Raw genomic sequence first — 17,160 nt, forward strand, 5'->3', positions numbered from 1 at the left:
CTATCGCGAGCAGGCTCGCGCCTACAGGCCAAGCATTACTTGGCAGCCTTGATGGCCGTGCCCAGTTGCTTGGCGGCCGTGGCCGGATCGGCTTTCGGGTCGTTGATGAAGTTGGTCACGACATCAAAGAACGCACCCTGTACCGCCAGCGTGGTCGCCATGTTGTGCGCCATGCTCGGCTGCAGGCCGCCGGACTTGGCGTCTGCCAGGAAGTCCTTGGCCGCGGTCTGGGCGCAGGCGTCGAAACCGTACTTGCCCATGTCGCTCAGCATGTCGTTTCGAACCGGGATCGAGCCCTTGTTGATGCTGAAGACTTTCTGGAAGTTTTCACCCAGCACGATTTTCGCAATGTCCTGCTGAGCGGCAGCAGTACCTTGGTCTTTCTGCTTGAACACGGCCAGGGAGTCGATGTTGTAGGTGAACGCTTTTTCGGTGCCCGGGAAAGCTACGCACTCGTAGTCCTTGCCGGCGACTTTCTTGGCCGCTGTCCACTCGCTCTTGGCCCAGTCACCCATGATCTGCATGCCGGCCTTGCCGTTGATGACCTTGGCCGCTTCCAGGTTCCAGTCCTGGCCTTTGCCATCGACGTCCATGTAGGTCGCGACTTTCTTCAGCTCGGTCAGCGCCTTGACCATGTCAGGGCCGGTCAGCGCAGCGTTGTCCAGGTCCACCAGGGCTTTCTTGTAGCCGTCGACGCCCATGACCGAAAGCACCACCGCTTCGAACACGGTGCTGTCCTGCCAAGGCTGGCCGCCGTGGGCAAGGGCGATGAAGCCTGCTTTCTTGAGTTTGTCGCCAGCGGCGTAGAACTCTTCAAGGGTGGTCGGGGCTTTTTCGATCCCGGCTTTCTTGAAGACTTCCGGGTTGATCCACAGCCAGTTGACCCGGTGAATGTTCACCGGCACGGCCACGTAGTCACCCTCGTATTTCACGGTATCGGAGACTTTCTTGTCGAGCAGGCTGTCCCACTTCTCGGATTTAGCGGTGTCTTTCAAGACGTCGGTATCGAGCAAGCCGGTGGACGCCCATTCCTGGATGTCCGGACCTTTGATCTGCGCTACGCCCGGCGGGTTACCGGCAACGGCGCGGCTTTTGAGCACGGTCATGGCCGTCGCACCGCCACCACCGGCAACAGCGCCGTCCTTCCAGGTGAAGCCGTCTTTTTCGACTTGGGCCTTGAGCACATCGACCGCAGCCTTTTCGCCGCCGGAGGTCCACCAGTGAACGACTTCTACCGAACCCTTGGAATCGGCGGCAAGTGCACTGAGGGGGAATGCAGAGATTGGAAGCAATGAGGCAAGAGAAATGACAGTAGCGAGGCGAGAAATCGCATTCATCTAGAATTACCTTTCTTGTTGTTATGCATGCAAGTCTGGTGCTTGCGCTGCATAGGATTTTAAACAGGAGTCATCCCCTCGCAGGTAACGAAGGGACGCGTGAATGTCACCGCATGGTTACATAGAACCGCTCTGGGACAACCTCGCCAAGGCACTGGCCATGCTCGGCGCCAGTGGCAGGCGCGGAATCAGCACGGCTTGCCAGGCGTGATAGAGATCGGGTTTACCGGCCCAGATATCCGCACTCGGACGGTTCTGCGGATCGAGTTCATGGTGCCAACTGCCATCGCATCGATCGATGAAATGACGGTCACAAAAGTCCCAGAACAGTCGGTACCAGGTTTCGTAGTGCGCCTCGCCCGTGCGTTTGAGCAACGCGCTGGCGGCGGCGCTGGCTTCGCAATGGGTCCAGTGCAGGCGATGGCGAACCACCGCGCGATTGTCCCAGTCGAGGGTGTAGACAATCCCCGGCAGACCATCGATTTCCCAGCCGTGACGGCAGTTGTGTTCGAAGAGTTTTTGCGCCTCGGTGGCAAGCCAGCCCGGCGTCAGCATCCCCGCCTGCACCCGCGCCGCTTCGAGGTGCAGCAATAGCCGCGCCCATTCGAAACCGTGGCCTGGCGTGGTGCCGTAAGGACGAAAACCGTCGGCCGGGTTGTCATGGTTGTACTCGCGCAGCGGCTGCCAGTCGTGGTCGAAATGCTCGACCACCAGGTAATCGTTGGCGGCGGCGTGACCATGGATCACGCGCTCGACGATCCGTTGCGCGCGGCACAACCAGCGGTTGTCTTCAGTGACATCGGCCAATGCGAGGAAGGCTTCGGTGGCGTGCATGTTGCTGTTGGCACCGCGGTAGCGTTCTTCTTCACTCCAGTCGCGGTTGAAGGATTCACGCATCGCGCCCTCCTCCTCGCTCCAGAAATGCGCGTCGATGATGTTGATCGCGTCATCGAGCAAGGCTTGCGCGCCGGGGCGTTGCGCGACTACCGCAGAACTGGCAGCGAGGGCGACAAACGCGTGCAGGTACGCCGCTTTGCCGCTGTTGCCGTCGCGGTGTTCGGGGGTGGCGAACCAGCCGCCGTGTTCGACATCCTTCAACGGGCCGCTGAGTGCCTGGACGCCGTGATCCACCAGCTCGGCGAAACCCGGCAGGCCCTGGATATGCGCCATGGCAAAGCTGTGGGTCATGCGCGCGGTGTTCATGGTTTCGGCGTGGGCGTTGGCCGGGAGGCGGCCTTTTTCATCGAGATTGCCGAAGCCTTCGGGGAGCTTCGAGGCCTTGGCAAACGCCAGCATGCGCAGGCCTTCGGTAGCGAGCCATTGCTGATGGGCCGGTGCGTTCAGCCAACTGCTGAAGGCGGGTTGGAAGGTGTCCATGGGGTGCCTTTTTTGTTGTTATGACTGCGGGCAGTCTAAACAACGGGCGGGGACGGGCTTGTAACGAAGGGGGCGAGTTATGTCACCGGGTGGTGACATTCACTGCAGCGAGTGATCACCTGTGGCGAGAGAGCTTGCTCCCGCTGGGGTGCGAAGCGCCCACAAAAAAATAGGGACTGCTGCGCAGTCCAGCGGGAGCAAGCTCCCTCGCCACAGGGTCGGTGTCAATCGACTGAGCGCGGCAACTGCAAGGTCACCCGCAATCCACCTTCACGCAAATTCTGCAGGCTGACTTCCCCGCCATGGCTATGGGCAATGTTGCGCGCAATCCCCAACCCCAACCCATAACCCTGCTGCTGCCCGGCCAGGCGAAAGTGCGGCTCGAACACCTGCTCCAGACGCTGCTCCGGCACACCCGGACCTTCGTCATCGACATGCAGGACAAATGCGTTCTCGTCGTCATCGATATGCAAGTGCGCGTTCTGTCCGTACTTCAGGGCATTGTCGATCAGGTTGCCGATGCAACGCTTGAGCGCCAGCGGCTTGCCCGGATACGCCGCCAGCGCCCGCCCCTGCTGGGTCACGCGACCATTGCCGTTGGGCGCCAGGTACGGCTCCACCAGGCAATCGAGCACATGGTTGAGGTCTACCGGTTCGATGTTTTCGTGGATGTCGGTGTCTTTCACGCATTGCAACGCGCCTTTGACCAGCAGCTCCAGCTCATCCAGATCGCGCCCGAACTTGGCTTGCAGCTTTTCGTCTTCGAGCAATTCAACCCTTAGCCGCAAGCGGGTAATCGGTGTGCGCAAATCATGGGAGATCGCGCTGAACAACTGGCTGCGTTCAGTCAAGTAACGGCTGATGCGCTCGCGCATGGCATTGAAAGCGCGGCCCACTTCAACCACTTCACTGCCGCCGCCCTCGGGCACCGGTTCGACCTCGGCACCGAGGGACATGTCTCGCGCTGCCCGCGCCAGGCGTTTGAGCGGACGACTTTGCCAATGCACCAGCAGGCCGATGAACAACAGCAAGAAACCGCTCGTGAGGACGATGAACCAGACTTGTTGCGCTGGCAGACCTTGCTCCTCAAGGCTGGTGTACGGCTCGGGCAGCAGCGAAGCGATGTACAGCCATTCCCCCGGCGCCATCTGGATTTGCGTGACCAGCACCGGCGGGTTCACTGGCTCCAGGGTCAGTGCGTAATGCGCCCAGGAACGCGGCAGCTCATCGAGTTTCAGGCCGCTATTGAAGATCCGCAGATCCTCGGGGCTGACGAAGGTCACCGAAATATCCGTGTCGTGGCCGAGGGAATCGCGCAACACCTGATCCACCGCCTTGAGCACCGCTTCTTTGCGCGGGGTGACCGGCAGCACATCCATGCCCAAGGGTTTGTCGTTGAGGGTCACGACAAAACGGGTGCCGCCCATGCTGCGTAACTGGTCAAGCACCAGCGGCCTGAAGGCAACCGGCAACGAGCGGAAATAACTGACACTGGCGGTCATCGAATGGGCGAGGCTGCGGGCGCTGGTGACCAGGCCTTCGAGCTGTGTAGCGCGCAGTTGCGAAACCCAGATCACACTCGACAACGCCTGGGCGAACAGCACCGCCAGCAACGTCAGCAACAACATCCGCCCGAGCAGCGAACGTGGCACGGGCACCTTGGCCGCAAGCTTGCGGAAAAACTCAGTGACCATTGCTGGCAACCACATTGGCTGCCAGTTGGTAGCCGCTGCCACGCACCGTGCGGATCAGCCGCGGCGGTTTTTCGGTATCGCGCAGGCGCTGGCGCAAACGGCTGACCGCCATGTCGACGATCCGGTCCAACGGCATCAGGTCGCGGCCACGGGTGGCGTTGCCGATGGTGTCGCGGTCGAGGATTTCCTGGGGGTGATCGAGGAACAGTTTCAGCAGGGCGAAATCGGCGCCGGACAGAATCACTTCCTCGCCATCGATGTGGAACAGCCGATGGCTGACCATGTCCAGCCGCCAGTCATCGAACGCCAGTACTTCACTGCCGGAACGCTCCTGACCGAACTGCGCACGACGTAACAAGGCTTTGATGCGCGCCTGCAATTCACGGGGGCTGAAGGGCTTGCCGAGGTAGTCGTCGGCGCCCAGTTCCAGGCCGATGACGCGGTCGGCTTCATCGGAGCTGGCGGTGAGCATGATGATTGGCACCTGCGCCTGCCGCGGGTGCTGGCGGATCCAGCGGCAGAGGCTGAAGCCGTCTTCGTCGGGCAGCATCACGTCGAGGATCACCAGATCGCTCGGCGCCTCGTTCAGCGCCTGGCGGAAACCGGCGCCGTCGGGCGTGGTGCGCACCTGAAAACCCGCGCGGGTCAGGTAGGTGTCCAGCAACTCGCGTATCTCTTGATCGTCATCGACCAACAAAATCGACTTGTTGACTGAGCTCACGGGGCGGCGTCCTTGTTATTGGAATTGGGCGGATTATGCCTGATGAAGATTTGAAAACGAGTAAGCATTTGTGGCGAGGGAGCTTGCTCCCGCTGGAGCGCGAAGCGCTGCCAAACCTGATGATTACAGCCTGACTGACGACGCCTGGTGTCAGGTTTTGCGGCTGCTGCGCACCCCTGCGGGAGCGAGCTCCCTTGCCACACGTTATTTTTTTCAGGCGAGGCTGGATTGTTCCAGCGCCACACCCGCGCCCACCAGCCCGGAATACGGTGCTGTCACCAGCCACACCGGAATCCCCTTGAAGTAATGGCTCATGCAGCCTTTGTCAGCAAAACACCGGGCAAAACCGCTTTCAATGAAAAAATCGGCAAACCGTGGAATCACCCCACCAACGATGTAAACACCGCCTCGTGCACCCGTAGTCAGTACGTTGTTGCCGGCCACTCGACCGAGCCAGCAGCAGAACTGCTCCAGCACTTCCAGCGCAATCGGATCACCCGCCAGACCGGCAGCGGTAATCGCTTCCGGCGTTTCGAGCACAGGCGTGTGCCCGTCCACCGCACAAATCGCCCGATAGACGCGCGGCAAGCCGCCGCCGCTCAACGCCGTTTCAGCGCTGACATGCCCAATCTCATTGAAGATGTGCTGCCACAATTGCGTTTCACGCAGGCTGCTCAATGGCAAATCGACGTGACCACCCTCGCCCGGTAACGCAGCAAAACGGCCCTCGCCCAGGTCGAGCAAGGTGCCAACGCCCAGGCCCGTGCCGGGACCAATCACCACCGCCGGCCGCAACGGTTCCGGCGTGCCTTCGCACACCACGCGGAATTCGCCCGGTTGCAAACGGGTCATGCCCAGCGCCATCGCCGAGAAGTCATTGACCAGCAGCAGTTGATCGACCTGCAAGGTCTGGCAAAACGCCTTGCGGCTGAGGCGCCAGTGATTGTTGGTGAACTTGAATTCATCACCGCTCACCGGTCCCGCCACCGACAGGCACACCGAACCGATCGAACCCGGCGCCAGACCGAGCCCGCCCAGGTAGATCGCAATCGCCTCTTCCGGGCTGGCGTGATCGGCCGTCGCCAGCACCTGGACCGATTCCAGTTGCTGGTTTTTCCACAACGCGAATCGTGCGTTGGTCCCACCGATGTCACCGACCAAAGCCAGTTTCAATTAAGCGTCTCCAGGGCAGAAGTAAAGGCGCTGGCGCCCTGCTCTGCGGAGCTGAAGGCCATGCGCATGAAACCAAACAGCTCACGACCGCTGCCAATGTTGTTGCCCAGCAGGCCCTTGGCAGGTTCGCGCGCCGCGAATTCGTCGGCGTCCACCTTAAGCTCCAGGGTGCCTTTGACGCCATCGACGCGAATGATATCGCCCTCTTGCACCCGCGCCAAAGCACCGCCCACATGAGCTTCAGGGCTGACGTGAATCGCCGCCGGGATTTTCCCCGACGCACCGGACATGCGCCCGTCGGTGACCAGCGCGACTTTGAAGCCGCGATCCTGCAGCACGCCAAGGAACGGCGTCATCTTGTGCAGTTCCGGCATGCCGTTGGAGCGCGGGCCCTGGAAGCGCATCACCGCGACAAAATCTTTCTCCAGCAAACCGGCCTTGAACGCATCGGCCAGGTCCTGCTGATCCTGGAACACCATTGCCGGTGCTTCGACGATCTGGTTTTCCAGTGCCACCGCCGAGACTTTCATCACGCCGCGACCGAGGTTGCCTTCCATCACCCGCAAACCGCCCTCAGGCGAGAACGCTCGAGCGACTGGACGCAGGATGGTTTCGTCGAGGCTTTCGGTCACGCCTTCGCGCCAGACCAACTCACCGTTATCGAGGAACGGTTCCTGGGTGTAGCGGCTCAGGCCATGGCCCAGGACCGTGTTGACGTTTTCGTGGAGCAGACCGGCGTCCAGCAGCTCGCGGATCAGGAACGACATGCCGCCCGCGGCCTGGAAGTGGTTGATGTCGGCTTTGCCGTTCGGGTAGACGTGGCTCAGGGTCGGCACGACTTCGGAGAGGTCGGCCATGTCCTGCCAGGTCAATTGAATACCGGCGGCCATGGCGATGGCCGGCATGTGCAAGGTGTGGTTGGTCGAACCGCCAGTGGCGTTCAGTGCCACGATGGAGTTGACCAGTGAACGCTCATCGACGATTTCGCCGATCGGCATGAAGTTGCCATTCTGCTTGGTCAGGCGCGTCACTTGATGCGCCGCTTCGCGGGTCAGGGCATCGCGCAGTGGCGTGTTCGGGTTGACGAAAGACGAGCCCGGCAAGTGCAGACCCATGACTTCCATCAGCAGCTGGTTGGTATTCGCGGTGCCGTAAAAAGTGCAGGTGCCGGGGCTGTGATAGGAATTCATTTCCGATTCCAGCAGCTCTTCGCGAGTGGCCTTGCCTTCGGCATAGCGCTGGCGCACATCGGCTTTCTGCTTGTTGGAGATGCCCGAGACCATCGGCCCGCCCGGCACGAAGATCATCGGCAGATGACCGAAACGCAGCGCACCCATCATCAGGCCCGGGACGATCTTGTCGCAGATGCCGAGCATCAGCGCGCCGTCGAACATGTTGTGGGAAAGGGCAACAGCGGTGGACAGCGCGATCACTTCACGGCTCGGCAGGCTCAGTTCCATGCCCGGCTCGCCCTGGGTCACGCCATCGCACATGGCCGGGGTGCCACCGGCGAACTGGCCGACAGAGCCAATCTCGCGCAGGGCTTTCTTGATCTGTTCAGGGAAGACTTCGTACGGCTGGTGCGCCGAAAGCATGTCGTTATATGACGAAACAATCGCAATGTTTGCGGAGTTCATCATCCGCAGGCTGTGCTTGTCTTCAGTGCCGCAGCCGGCCACGCCATGGGCGAAGTTGGCGCATTGCAGCTTGCCGCGCATCGGACCGTCGCTGGCTGCACCGCGAATGAGCGCAAGGTAAGCCTCGCGGGTTGCGCGGCTGCGGGCGATAAGCCGTTCGGTGACCTCAAGGACGCGGGGATGCATGTGTAGAACTCCAGGCTAACGGATGTGGCGACCTGATTGTCTATGCTGAGCAAGAGCCGTTGTTGTCGGGATGACAGACGGTTTTCTTGATCGGTCGGACCAGTTGATTCAGGTCACTCGTTGTAGATTGAACAAAATATTGCCATTAAAAAGGCTTGTTTTCTATTTTTATGCGAATAATCTTGTAATTCCAACAACAAAACGACGGCGGCCCTGTTAAATGACTCTTCGAATCGCAATCAATGGTTTTGGCCGAATTGGCCGCAACGTCCTGCGCGCACTGTATACCCAAGGCTATCGCCAGGATCTGCAGATCGTGGCTATCAACGATCTGGGCGACAGCGCAATCAATGCCCATCTGCTCAAGTACGACACCGTTCACGGCACGTTCGATGCCGATGTCCAGCACGATCAGGAAAGCCTGACCGTCAACGGCGACCGTATTGCTGTCAGTGCCATTCGCAACCCGGCCGAGCTGCCCTGGGCCGCTGAAAAGATTGACGTCGTGTTCGAATGCACCGGTTTGTTCACCGACCGGGCCAAAGCCGCTGCGCATATTACGGCCGGCGCACGCAAAGTAATCATCTCGGCCCCGGCCAAAGGCGCCGACGCCACCGTGGTTTATGGGGTTAACCACGACATATTGCGCCAATCCCACCAGATTATTTCCAACGCGTCGTGCACCACCAACTGTCTGGCGCCAGTGGCTCAGGTCCTGCACCGCGAGCTGGGCATTGAAAGCGGCCTGATGACCACGATTCACGCCTACACCAACGATCAGAACCTGACCGACGTCTATCACACCGACCCGTACCGCGCCCGTTCGGCCACTCAGAACATGATCCCGAGCAAGACCGGCGCCGCTGAAGCGGTCGGCCTGGTGCTGCCGGAACTGGCGGGCAAACTGACCGGCATGGCCGTGCGCGTTCCGGTGATCAACGTCTCGCTGGTGGACCTGACCGTGCAACTGAAACGCGAAGCGTCGGCCGATGAAGTGAACGCGCTGCTCAAGGAAGCCAGCCAGCATTCGAAAATTCTGGGCTACAACACCCTGCCGCTGGTCTCCAGCGACTTCAACCACAACCCGCTGTCGTCGATTTTCGACGCCAACCACACCAAGTCCAGCGGCAAGCTGCTCAAGGTACTGGCCTGGTACGACAACGAATGGGGCTTCTCCAACCGCATGCTCGATAACTGCCTGGCGCTGTGCAACGCCGAGTAAGCAAAGCTTACGAGTAGGCGCTGCCGCAGGCTGCGATCTCTTGATCTTGATCTTTTCGGGATTGCTGAAAATCAAGATCAGAAGATCGCAGCCTGCGGCAGCTCCTACAGGTATTGCGTCGTTCATTACGTCCTGGAGCAGCACCCATGATCGGAATCAGCTTTACGCAAAAGACCGTGGCGGCGCGCAAGCGTATCGCCCTGGTCGCCCATGACCACTGCAAGGTGTTTTTGCTGGACTGGGCCGAGCGGCACAAAGACAAGCTCGCTCAACATGAGCTGGTCGCCACTGGCACCACAGGGCTGTTGTTGCAACAACGCCTCGACCTGCCGGTGGAGAGCATGATCAGCGGTCCATTGGGCGGCGACCAGCAACTCGGCGCGCGAATCGCCGAACAGCGGGTCGACATGCTGGTGTTCTTCTGGGACCCGTTCGAACCGCAACCCCACGACCCGGACATCAAGGCGTTGCTACGGGTTGCTGCGGTCTGGAACATTCCGGTGGCCTGCAACGAATGCAGCGCCGACTACCTGCTCAGCAGTCCACTGATGGAGCAGGCGCACTCACAACGCATCCCCGATTACGCGACTTATTTGCTGGGCCGAGCTTAAACCTTCACAAATGAATACTTGACCACTCGAGCGGATGATAAGCATTATCATTTGCTCGAAATGGATCAGGTCCCCCCGTGAGTCAATCGCTCTTCAATCACGTCTTCATCGCCCAGCGGGTTTCCTTGCTGCGCACATTGGAGCGGATGGTCAACAATCACAGCACCGCCGAAGACCTGCTGCAGGAAACCTACCTGCGCGTGACCCGAGCGCTCGGCGAGCGATCCATCGATCACCTTGAACCCTTCGTTTTCCAGACCGCCCGCAACCTGGCGCTGGACCATTTGCGTGCGCGGCGCATTCAGTCCCGCACGATGCTCGACGACGTGCCGGCGGACGTGGTGGAAAGTATCGCCGCCCCCGCCAGCAGTGCCGAGGACGCCGCCCATGCCGAACAATTGCTGGAGCGTTTGAACGTGAGCCTCGGTGAACTCAGTGCCCGCCAGCAACAGATCTTCATCCTCAGTCGCCTGCACGGGCACAGTTATCTGGAGATCTCCGAGAAGCTCGGTGTGTCGTTGAGCACCGTGCAAAAGGAGTTGAAGCTGATCATGGCCATCTGCATCGGTGTCGCCGAGCGGTTAAACGGCGACTGAGCACGCCAGGCTTTGCTACCCTTGCCCGTTTTCAGGCTTCACTAAAAAACAGCCGTGCACAGACACCGCCGAGGAAACACCGTGACGGACACCCACCGCTCCCCTCCGCCCTCCCCGGCGCGGGACGCCGCAAGCGCGATGGACCAGGCTTTGGACTGGTTGATCGTCATGGGCAGTCCGAGCGAAGAACAGGCTCGCCAGTTCCACGAATGGCTGGACGCCGCCCCCTTGCATGCCGAGGCGTTCGCCAAGGCCCAGGCAATCTGGGATGGCCCGCAAGTCGTGCACTGTGCGCAAAACCTGGCCACCCTGCCACCCAAGGTGACCGTGCTGTCGCGCCTGCGCCCGCATTGGAAACCGTTGGCCACCGCTGCCGTGCTGATCCTCGGTTTGTTCAGCTTCAGCAGTTTGCCGATGCGCCTTCAGGCCGATCACTTGACCGTGGTCGGTGAACGTCAGCGCCTGCAACTGGAAGACGGCTCGAAGGTCCTGCTCAATACCAATTCGGCGTTCTCCAGCACTATCAATGATCAAAGGCGTGTCGCCCGCTTGTATCAGGGCGAAGCGTTTTTCGACGTGCCGGCCCGTCTCGGCCAGCCATTGGAAATCGATGCCGGCCCGGTGAAGGCCAGCGTGCACGACACGGCGTTCGCCGTGCGTTACCTCGATGGCGTGACCCAGGTTCGCGTGCAGCGCGGCGATGTCGATTTGCGCGCGACTCGCGACGACGCGCGAATCCGCTTGTCCGCCGGCGAAAGCATCCGCATCGGCCCCAACGGTTTCGACCGGCCCGCCAAGCTCGATGCCGCGACGGACCTGGCCTGGGTCCAGGGCCGACTGGTGTTCGAGAATTGCCCGCTAAGCCAGGTGCTGGCGGAGCTGCGGCGCTACTACCCGGGCTGGATCATCAACACCAACGAACAGTTGGCAGACGTCGCCGTAACCGGCAATTACCGTCTCGACCAGCCGCTGGACGTGGTCCGCTCGCTGGCGCACATCACCTCGGCGAGGCTCCAGGAATTCCCGGCGCTGGTGATCCTGAACTAAATGAGAATTATTTTTACTCGATAGCCGAAGCCCGTACGTCTCGTTATAGCCAATGCAATTGATTCGCATCTTCAGATGCCAGTCAGCACCTATAAAGATTCGTGCGACACGGAGCGCTATCGATGTCCTCTCGCCTTACCCGCCACTCCTCTTCACCGTCCCGCGTGCTCTCGCTGTTGACCGCCGCGATCCTCATGGCCGGCAGCGCGCCGCTCATGGCCGCCACCGCCCCTGAGCAGCCGACACGCAACATGGGCGATTACGCGTTCGCCATCCCGCAACAGTCGCTGGTCTCGGCACTCAATGCCTTTACTGCCGTGACGGGCTGGCAGGTCGGCTTGCCGGCGGAGCTGGGGCAAGGCGTGGCATCGCCGGGCGTGCGCGGGTCCCTGTCGCCGGAGAAAGCCCTGGATCGCCTGTTGGTGGGGACCCAACTGAGCTATCGCAAACTGGGCAACAACAACATCGTCCTGGAGAAGCGCCAGAGCAGCGGCGCCCTCAACCTGCAACAGGTGACCATCAGCGCCACTCGCCAGGAACAAAGCGTCGAAAGCGTGCCAGGCACCGTCACTGTTCACACCCGCGAAGAGCTGGACCGCAACAACGTCAACACCATCAAGAATCTGGTGCGCTACGAACCCGGTGTTTCGGTGGGTGGCGCCGGTCAGCGCGGCGGGATCAGTGGCTACAACATCCGTGGCATCGACGGTGACCGGATCCTGACCCAGGTCGATGGCGTCGAAGTGCCGAACGATTTCTTCAACGGCCCCTACGCCAAGACCCAGCGCAACTACGTCGACCCGGAGATCATCAAGCGCGTCGAAATCCTGCGTGGTCCGGCCTCGGTGCTCTATGGCAGCAACGCCATCGGTGGCGCGGTCAGCTATTTCACCCTCGACCCGGACGACATCATCAAGCCCGGCAAGGACGTCGGCGCCCGCCTGAAAACCGGCTACAGCTCCGCCGACGACAGCTGGCTGAAGTCTGCCACCGTGGCCGGTCGCGCCGACCAGTTCGATGGCTTGCTGCATTACAGCCAACGCGACGGTCACGAAACCGAATCCTACGGCAGCCACAACGGCACCGGCCTGGCGCGCACCGCCGCCAACCCGGAAGACGTGCGCACCAGCAACGTGCTGGCCAAGATCGGCTGGAACTACAACGAAGATTCGCGTTTGGGCCTGACCTACGAAAAGTACAAGGACGATCGTGACACCGATCAGAAAAGTGCCTACGGCGGTCCTTACTTCCAAGGCGCACCGACCGTTCCGAACAGTACGCTGCCCGGCGGCATGTACCAGTGGCGCACCGGCAATGACACCGTCACCCGCGAGCGTTTCGGCCTGGAACACAGCTTCGCCCTCGACAGCCTGCTGGTCGACAACGTCAAGTGGAGCCTGAACCATCAGGTCGCCAAAACGGACCAGAGCACCGAAGAGTTCTACTTCCCGTTCTCGCGCAAAGTGTTGCGCACCCGGGAAACCCTCTACGAAGAAAAGCAGTGGGTGTTTGACGCACAACTGGACAAGGCTTTCAGCATTGCCGACACCGAGCACCTGCTGACCTACGGCACCACGATCAAGCAACAGAAAGTCACCGGTTCGCGCAGCGGCAACGGCACCTGCTACCAGTCCTTTGGTACCTGCCGCGTCGTCGGTGCCGTCAGCCCACTGGATGTCCTGAAAAAATCCAGCGACTTCCCGGACCCGACCGTCAATACCTACAGCCTGTTTGCCCAGGATCAGATCAGCTGGGACAAATGGACCTTCCTGCCGGGCCTGCGCTACGACTACACCCAGCTCAAGCCGCACATCACCCAGGAATTCATGAATACGGTGGCGGCTACCCCTGGCGGTACTGTCAGTGACGACACCAAGACCTGGCACCGCGTGTCGCCGAAATTCGGTCTGACCTACGCCCTGACCGACCACTACACCTGGTACGGCCAGTACGCCGAAGGCTTCCGCACGCCGACGGCCAAGGCACTGTTCGGGCGCTTCGAGAACACCACCACCGGGTATCGCGTGGAACCGAACCCGAACCTCGAGCCGGAAACCAGCAAAGGTTTCGAGACCGGCCTGCGCGGTCAATTCGAATCCGGCTCCTTTGATGTCGCCGTGTTCTACAACAAGTACCGCGATTTCATCGAAGAGGACGCCATCACCCCCGGTTACAGCGAGCTGACTTTCCAGAGCGCCAACATCAAGCACGCCACCATCAAGGGCGCAGAGGTCAAGGGCCGTCTGAACCTCGACGTATTCGGCGCGCCACAAGGGCTGTATACCCAAGGCTCGGTGGCCTATGCCTACGGTCGCAACAACGACAACGGTGAACCGATCAACAGCGTCAACCCGCTGACCGGTGTGTTCGGCCTCGGTTACGACCAGGACAACTACGGTGGCTTGCTCAGCTGGACGCTGGTGAAAAAGAAGGATCGTGTCGACGACAGCACATTCAAGTCGCCGGACGGCGTCAGCAGCCAGTTCAAATCGCCGGGTTTCGGCGTGCTGGACCTGACCGGCTTCTACAAGGTGACCGACGACGTGACTGTCAGCGCCGGGGTCTACAACCTGACCGACAAGAAGTACTGGCTGTGGGATGACGTGCGCGGTTACGACGGCGTCGGCGAGGCGTCGGTCATCAGCCCGGCCAACCTGGATCGCCTGACTCAGCCGGGGCGCAACTTTGCCGTCAACGTGGTCTGGGACATCTGATCCTGCCCTCTCGCTGCGCGGCATTTTATAGAGCCGCACAGTGAGTTTTTTTTACGCTCAGGCGCCTTCCTGTTCGTCTCGTTACCAGGCGCCTCTTTTCTTCAAGGATTTCTCATGACGACCCAGGACACTGCTCAACGCCCGGCTTTGCGTTCGCAACGTTTGAACCAGATCACCAACGAACCCCACACCAGACTCGATGAGCTGGTCAAAGCCCACGCGCAGTTCGAAACCCAGGCCAGTTTCGCCCGTTTCGTGGTGGCGCAGTATTGGTTCCAGTCGGAACTGGTGGGGCTGTACAACGATGCCGAACTGATCGCCATCATTCCTGATCTGGCGGCACGCTGCCGTGCCGAAGCGGCCAAGGCTGACCTGGCCGATCTGGAAACCGAAGTGCCGGCGCCCGTCGCGGGCGCAGTGAAGAATCCGGGCAAGGCCGAAGCATTGGGGTGGTTGTTTGTTTCCGAAGGCTCGAAGCTTGGCGCAGCGTTCCTGATCAAACGTGCGGTCGGCCTGGGCCTGAGCGAAACCTTCGGCGCCCGTCACCTCGGCGAACCGGCCGGTGGCCGCGCCGAAGGCTGGAAAAGCTTCGTCAAGACCCTGGATGGCCTGGAGTTCACCGAGCAGGAAGAGGCCGAGCTGGATAAAGGCGCCATCGCTGCGTTCAACCGGTTCACCGTGTTGCTTGAACAGGCTTACGCCACCACCCCCGAACTCGCCTGACTGAATGCACGCCCTTGCGGGGGCTTGCCCGCGAAAGCGATATAACATTCAGCCTCTGTGTTGAATGTTAAGCCGCCATCGCGGGCAAGCCCACTCCCACAGAAACTGAGCAACTCGCAAGATTCTCCATCAAGCCTGACACGCGTTCGCCCGAGCCCATGCCTCTACCCGTTCCCAACAAACTCGCCCGCCTTCTCTTCGGTCTACTGGCTTACATCAGTCTGGGTATCGGCCTGGTCGCCATCGTCGTCCCCGGCCTGCCCACCACCGAGTTCATCCTGCTGGCCGCCTGGGCCGCGACCAGGAGTTCGCCGCGCCTGAGCGCCTGGCTGGAACACCACCGATTGTTCGGTCCTATCCTCTGCAACTGGCGCAACGGCAAGATCGTCGCACGTCGCGCCAAGGTCAGCGCCACCCTCAGCATGCTGCTGTGCGCCGCTGTGATGTGGCTCATGCTCGATCACGGCTGGCCGGTTTACCTCGCCATCGCCGGCATGAGCCTGGGCAATCTGTGGATCTGGTCACGCCCGGAATCAATGCCGTCACCCTCCTGACAACACCGCGATTTTCCTCCGTTTTACGCCGCTTTTCGGCACATTTTTCCGCGCAAACGTTAAACCATGACCGTTCGTCGGAGCCACCATCATGCATCCCCGCCCCTCGCCGATTGCAATGAATGGCGCTGAATGGATTTGGCGAACCGGGTCGACCTCGACTCACAGTCACCACCTCATTCATTTGCGAGCTCGTCCTATGTTCGACTCTCTGTCCATCCGCCTGAAAATCGTTCTGCTCTCCGGACTCTGCCTCCTGGGCGTGATCGCCCTGATCGTCAGCATGAACTTCTACGAGACCAACCAGAACGACGAACTGGTCAGCACCTCCAGCAGCAAAATGCTCACCGACAGCGTGCAGGACCTGCTTCAGGCCAAGGCCGCCGAGCAGGCGGTGCGGGTGCAGAAAACGTTCGGCGAAAGCCTGCTGGTGGTGACCGCCCTGGCGGACCAGATCAAGGACATGCGCAACATGGCGGCCAAGCGTTCGCTTGAAGCCGGTGCCCTGCGTGAAGAGTTGAACCAGAGCCTGAAAACCGCGTTCGAGCGCAATAGCAAAGTGCTGGGGATCTGGCTGGCGTTCGAGCCCAACGGCCTGGACGGCAAGGACAGCGAGTTCGCCAATGACGCCGCTCGCCAGTCCAACGAAGCCGGTCGTTTCGCCAGTTACTGGAGCCGCGCCGGCGGTGCCGCGCTCAACACGATCATGGTCGAAGACGACATGACCAAAACCACCTTGAGCCTCAGCGGCACGCCTTACAACAGCTGGTACACCTGCCCTCGCGACAGCAAGCGTACCTGCCTGCTGGACCCGTACGCCGACACCGTCGGCGGCAAGGAAATGCTGATGACCACCATTTCCGTCCCGCTGCTGGTGGACGGCAAATCCATCGGCGTGGTCGGTGTGGACATCGCCCTCGACGCGCTGCAGGCCGCGGCTGTCGATTCCCAGCGTGACCTGTTCAACAACGCCGGGCACATGCTGATTGTCTCCGGCAGCGGCGTGCTCGCCGGTTACAGCATCGACGCGAGCAAGGTCGGCAAAAGTATCGGCGACACCCTGGGTGCAGAGGGCAAGGATGTCCTGCAATTGCTCAGCGGTGGCGCACCGAAAATTCTCGAACAAGGTGATTTGATTCGTGCGGTGTACCCGGTCAGCCCGATCAGTGACTCCAGAGCCTGGGGCGTGGTGATCGACCTGCCGAAACAAGTGCTGCTGGCCGATTCGGTGAAGCTGCAAGCGGTCCTCGATGACGCCCAGCAAAGCGGCACGATCAAAGCGGTGCTGGTGGCCGTCGGCGCCGGCCTCGTCGGTCTGTTGCTGATCTGGCTCACCGCATCGGGCGTGACCCGGCCGATCAACAGCGTGGCCGAGATGCTCAAGGCAATTGCCAGTGGCGACGGCGACCTGACGCAGCGTCTGCACTACAGCAAGAAAGATGAACTGGGGGAACTGGTCAGCTGGTTCAACCGTTTCCTCGACAAGCTGCAACCGACCATCGCCCAGATCAAACAGAGCATCACCGACGCCCGTGGCACCGCCGACCAGTCTTCTGAAATCGCCCGCC

The 17,160-nt window shown here is 60.9% G+C and carries 13 protein-coding genes and 1 pseudogene; 8 read left to right on the plus strand and 6 right to left on the minus strand.

Annotated features, from left to right (window positions below):
• Positions 1–35: 35 nt before the first annotated feature.
• The 6 genes from B723_RS29820 to edd form a co-directional block, all read right to left on the minus strand.
• The gene (locus B723_RS29820; protein ID WP_017340434.1) at positions 36–1,337 is read right to left on the minus strand and encodes an ABC transporter substrate-binding protein; all 1,302 of its coding nucleotides are present in this window, start codon (positions 1,335–1,337) and stop codon (positions 36–38) included.
• Between the two features lie 117 nt (positions 1,338–1,454).
• The gene (locus B723_RS29825) at positions 1,455–2,714 is read right to left on the minus strand and encodes an AGE family epimerase/isomerase (RefSeq protein ID WP_017340435.1); all 1,260 of its coding nucleotides are present in this window, start codon (positions 2,712–2,714) and stop codon (positions 1,455–1,457) included.
• A 224-nt stretch (positions 2,715–2,938) separates the two neighbouring features.
• Positions 2,939–4,408 carry an ATP-binding protein gene (locus B723_RS29830; protein ID WP_017340436.1) on the minus strand — a complete coding sequence of 490 codons (1,470 nt, stop codon included), beginning with the start codon at positions 4,406–4,408 and terminating at the stop codon, positions 2,939–2,941.
• Positions 4,398–5,129, minus strand: coding sequence for a response regulator (locus B723_RS29835; RefSeq protein ID WP_007903365.1), 732 nt, complete (start codon positions 5,127–5,129; stop codon positions 4,398–4,400). Before B723_RS29835 ends, B723_RS29830 begins: the two co-directional genes overlap by 11 nt.
• Before the next feature lie 213 nt (positions 5,130–5,342).
• Positions 5,343–6,302, minus strand: coding sequence for a glucokinase (locus tag B723_RS29840; RefSeq protein ID WP_017340437.1), 960 nt, complete (start codon positions 6,300–6,302; stop codon positions 5,343–5,345).
• Complete coding sequence (gene edd / locus B723_RS29845) at positions 6,299–8,125, minus strand: phosphogluconate dehydratase (RefSeq protein WP_017340438.1); 1,827 nt, start codon at positions 8,123–8,125, stop codon at positions 6,299–6,301. The genes B723_RS29840 and edd overlap by 4 nt, the downstream gene beginning before the upstream one ends.
• Before the next feature lie 220 nt (positions 8,126–8,345).
• On the opposite strand from edd, the gene gap reads away from it, so the two are divergent.
• From gap to B723_RS34250, 8 genes and pseudogenes are all read left to right on the plus strand, one after another.
• Complete coding sequence (gap, locus tag B723_RS29850) at positions 8,346–9,347, plus strand: type I glyceraldehyde-3-phosphate dehydrogenase (protein ID WP_017340439.1); 1,002 nt, start codon at positions 8,346–8,348, stop codon at positions 9,345–9,347.
• Positions 9,348–9,493: 146 nt separating this feature from the next.
• Positions 9,494–9,958: a methylglyoxal synthase gene (locus B723_RS29855; RefSeq protein WP_017340440.1), complete on the plus strand. Its 465-nt coding sequence runs from the start codon at positions 9,494–9,496 to the stop codon at positions 9,956–9,958.
• A gap of 77 nt (positions 9,959–10,035) precedes the next feature.
• The gene (locus B723_RS29860; RefSeq protein ID WP_017340441.1) at positions 10,036–10,554 is read left to right on the plus strand and encodes an RNA polymerase sigma factor; all 519 of its coding nucleotides are present in this window, start codon (positions 10,036–10,038) and stop codon (positions 10,552–10,554) included.
• Between the two features lie 81 nt (positions 10,555–10,635).
• Positions 10,636–11,601: a FecR family protein gene (locus B723_RS29865; RefSeq protein WP_017340442.1), complete on the plus strand. Its 966-nt coding sequence runs from the start codon at positions 10,636–10,638 to the stop codon at positions 11,599–11,601.
• 122 nt (positions 11,602–11,723) lie between these two features.
• Entirely contained in the window at positions 11,724–14,315 is a 2,592-nt protein-coding gene (locus B723_RS29870; protein ID WP_017340443.1) for a TonB-dependent receptor, read from the plus strand.
• Positions 14,316–14,429: 114 nt separating this feature from the next.
• Positions 14,430–15,038, plus strand: a complete 609-nt coding sequence (locus B723_RS29875) for a biliverdin-producing heme oxygenase (RefSeq protein WP_017340444.1) — start codon at positions 14,430–14,432, stop codon at positions 15,036–15,038.
• Positions 15,039–15,196: 158 nt separating this feature from the next.
• Positions 15,197–15,592 (plus strand): YbaN family protein, encoded by a 396-nt coding sequence (locus B723_RS29880; RefSeq protein WP_017340445.1) that lies wholly within the window; start codon positions 15,197–15,199, stop codon positions 15,590–15,592.
• A 472-nt stretch (positions 15,593–16,064) separates the two neighbouring features.
• Positions 16,065–17,024 (plus strand): annotated as a pseudogene (locus B723_RS34250) (chemotaxis protein); the annotation flags it as partial.
• Between the last annotated feature and the right edge of the window lie 136 nt (positions 17,025–17,160).

The organism is Pseudomonas fluorescens NCIMB 11764, from assembly GCF_000293885.2.
In the GTDB taxonomy this organism is placed as follows: Bacteria; Pseudomonadota; Gammaproteobacteria; order Pseudomonadales; family Pseudomonadaceae; genus Aquipseudomonas; species Aquipseudomonas fluorescens_B.

What these genes read in the sequence shown, in the direction of transcription:
- B723_RS29820 (WP_017340434.1), bottom strand. Translation starts at nt 1,337, where the DNA reads ATGAATGCGATTTCTCGCCTCGCTACTGTCATTTCTCTTGCCTCATTG.
- B723_RS29825 (WP_017340435.1), bottom strand. Translation starts at nt 2,714, where the DNA reads ATGGACACCTTCCAACCCGCCTTCAGCAGTTGGCTGAACGCACCGGCC.
- B723_RS29830 (WP_017340436.1), bottom strand. Translation starts at nt 4,408, where the DNA reads ATGGTCACTGAGTTTTTCCGCAAGCTTGCGGCCAAGGTGCCCGTGCCA.
- edd (WP_017340438.1), bottom strand. Translation starts at nt 8,125, where the DNA reads ATGCATCCCCGCGTCCTTGAGGTCACCGAACGGCTTATCGCCCGCAGC.
- gap (WP_017340439.1), top strand. Translation starts at nt 8,346, where the DNA reads ATGACTCTTCGAATCGCAATCAATGGTTTTGGCCGAATTGGCCGCAAC.
- B723_RS29855 (WP_017340440.1), top strand. Translation starts at nt 9,494, where the DNA reads ATGATCGGAATCAGCTTTACGCAAAAGACCGTGGCGGCGCGCAAGCGT.
- B723_RS29870 (WP_017340443.1), top strand. Translation starts at nt 11,724, where the DNA reads ATGTCCTCTCGCCTTACCCGCCACTCCTCTTCACCGTCCCGCGTGCTC.
- B723_RS29875 (WP_017340444.1), top strand. Translation starts at nt 14,430, where the DNA reads ATGACGACCCAGGACACTGCTCAACGCCCGGCTTTGCGTTCGCAACGT.
- B723_RS29880 (WP_017340445.1), top strand. Translation starts at nt 15,197, where the DNA reads ATGCCTCTACCCGTTCCCAACAAACTCGCCCGCCTTCTCTTCGGTCTA.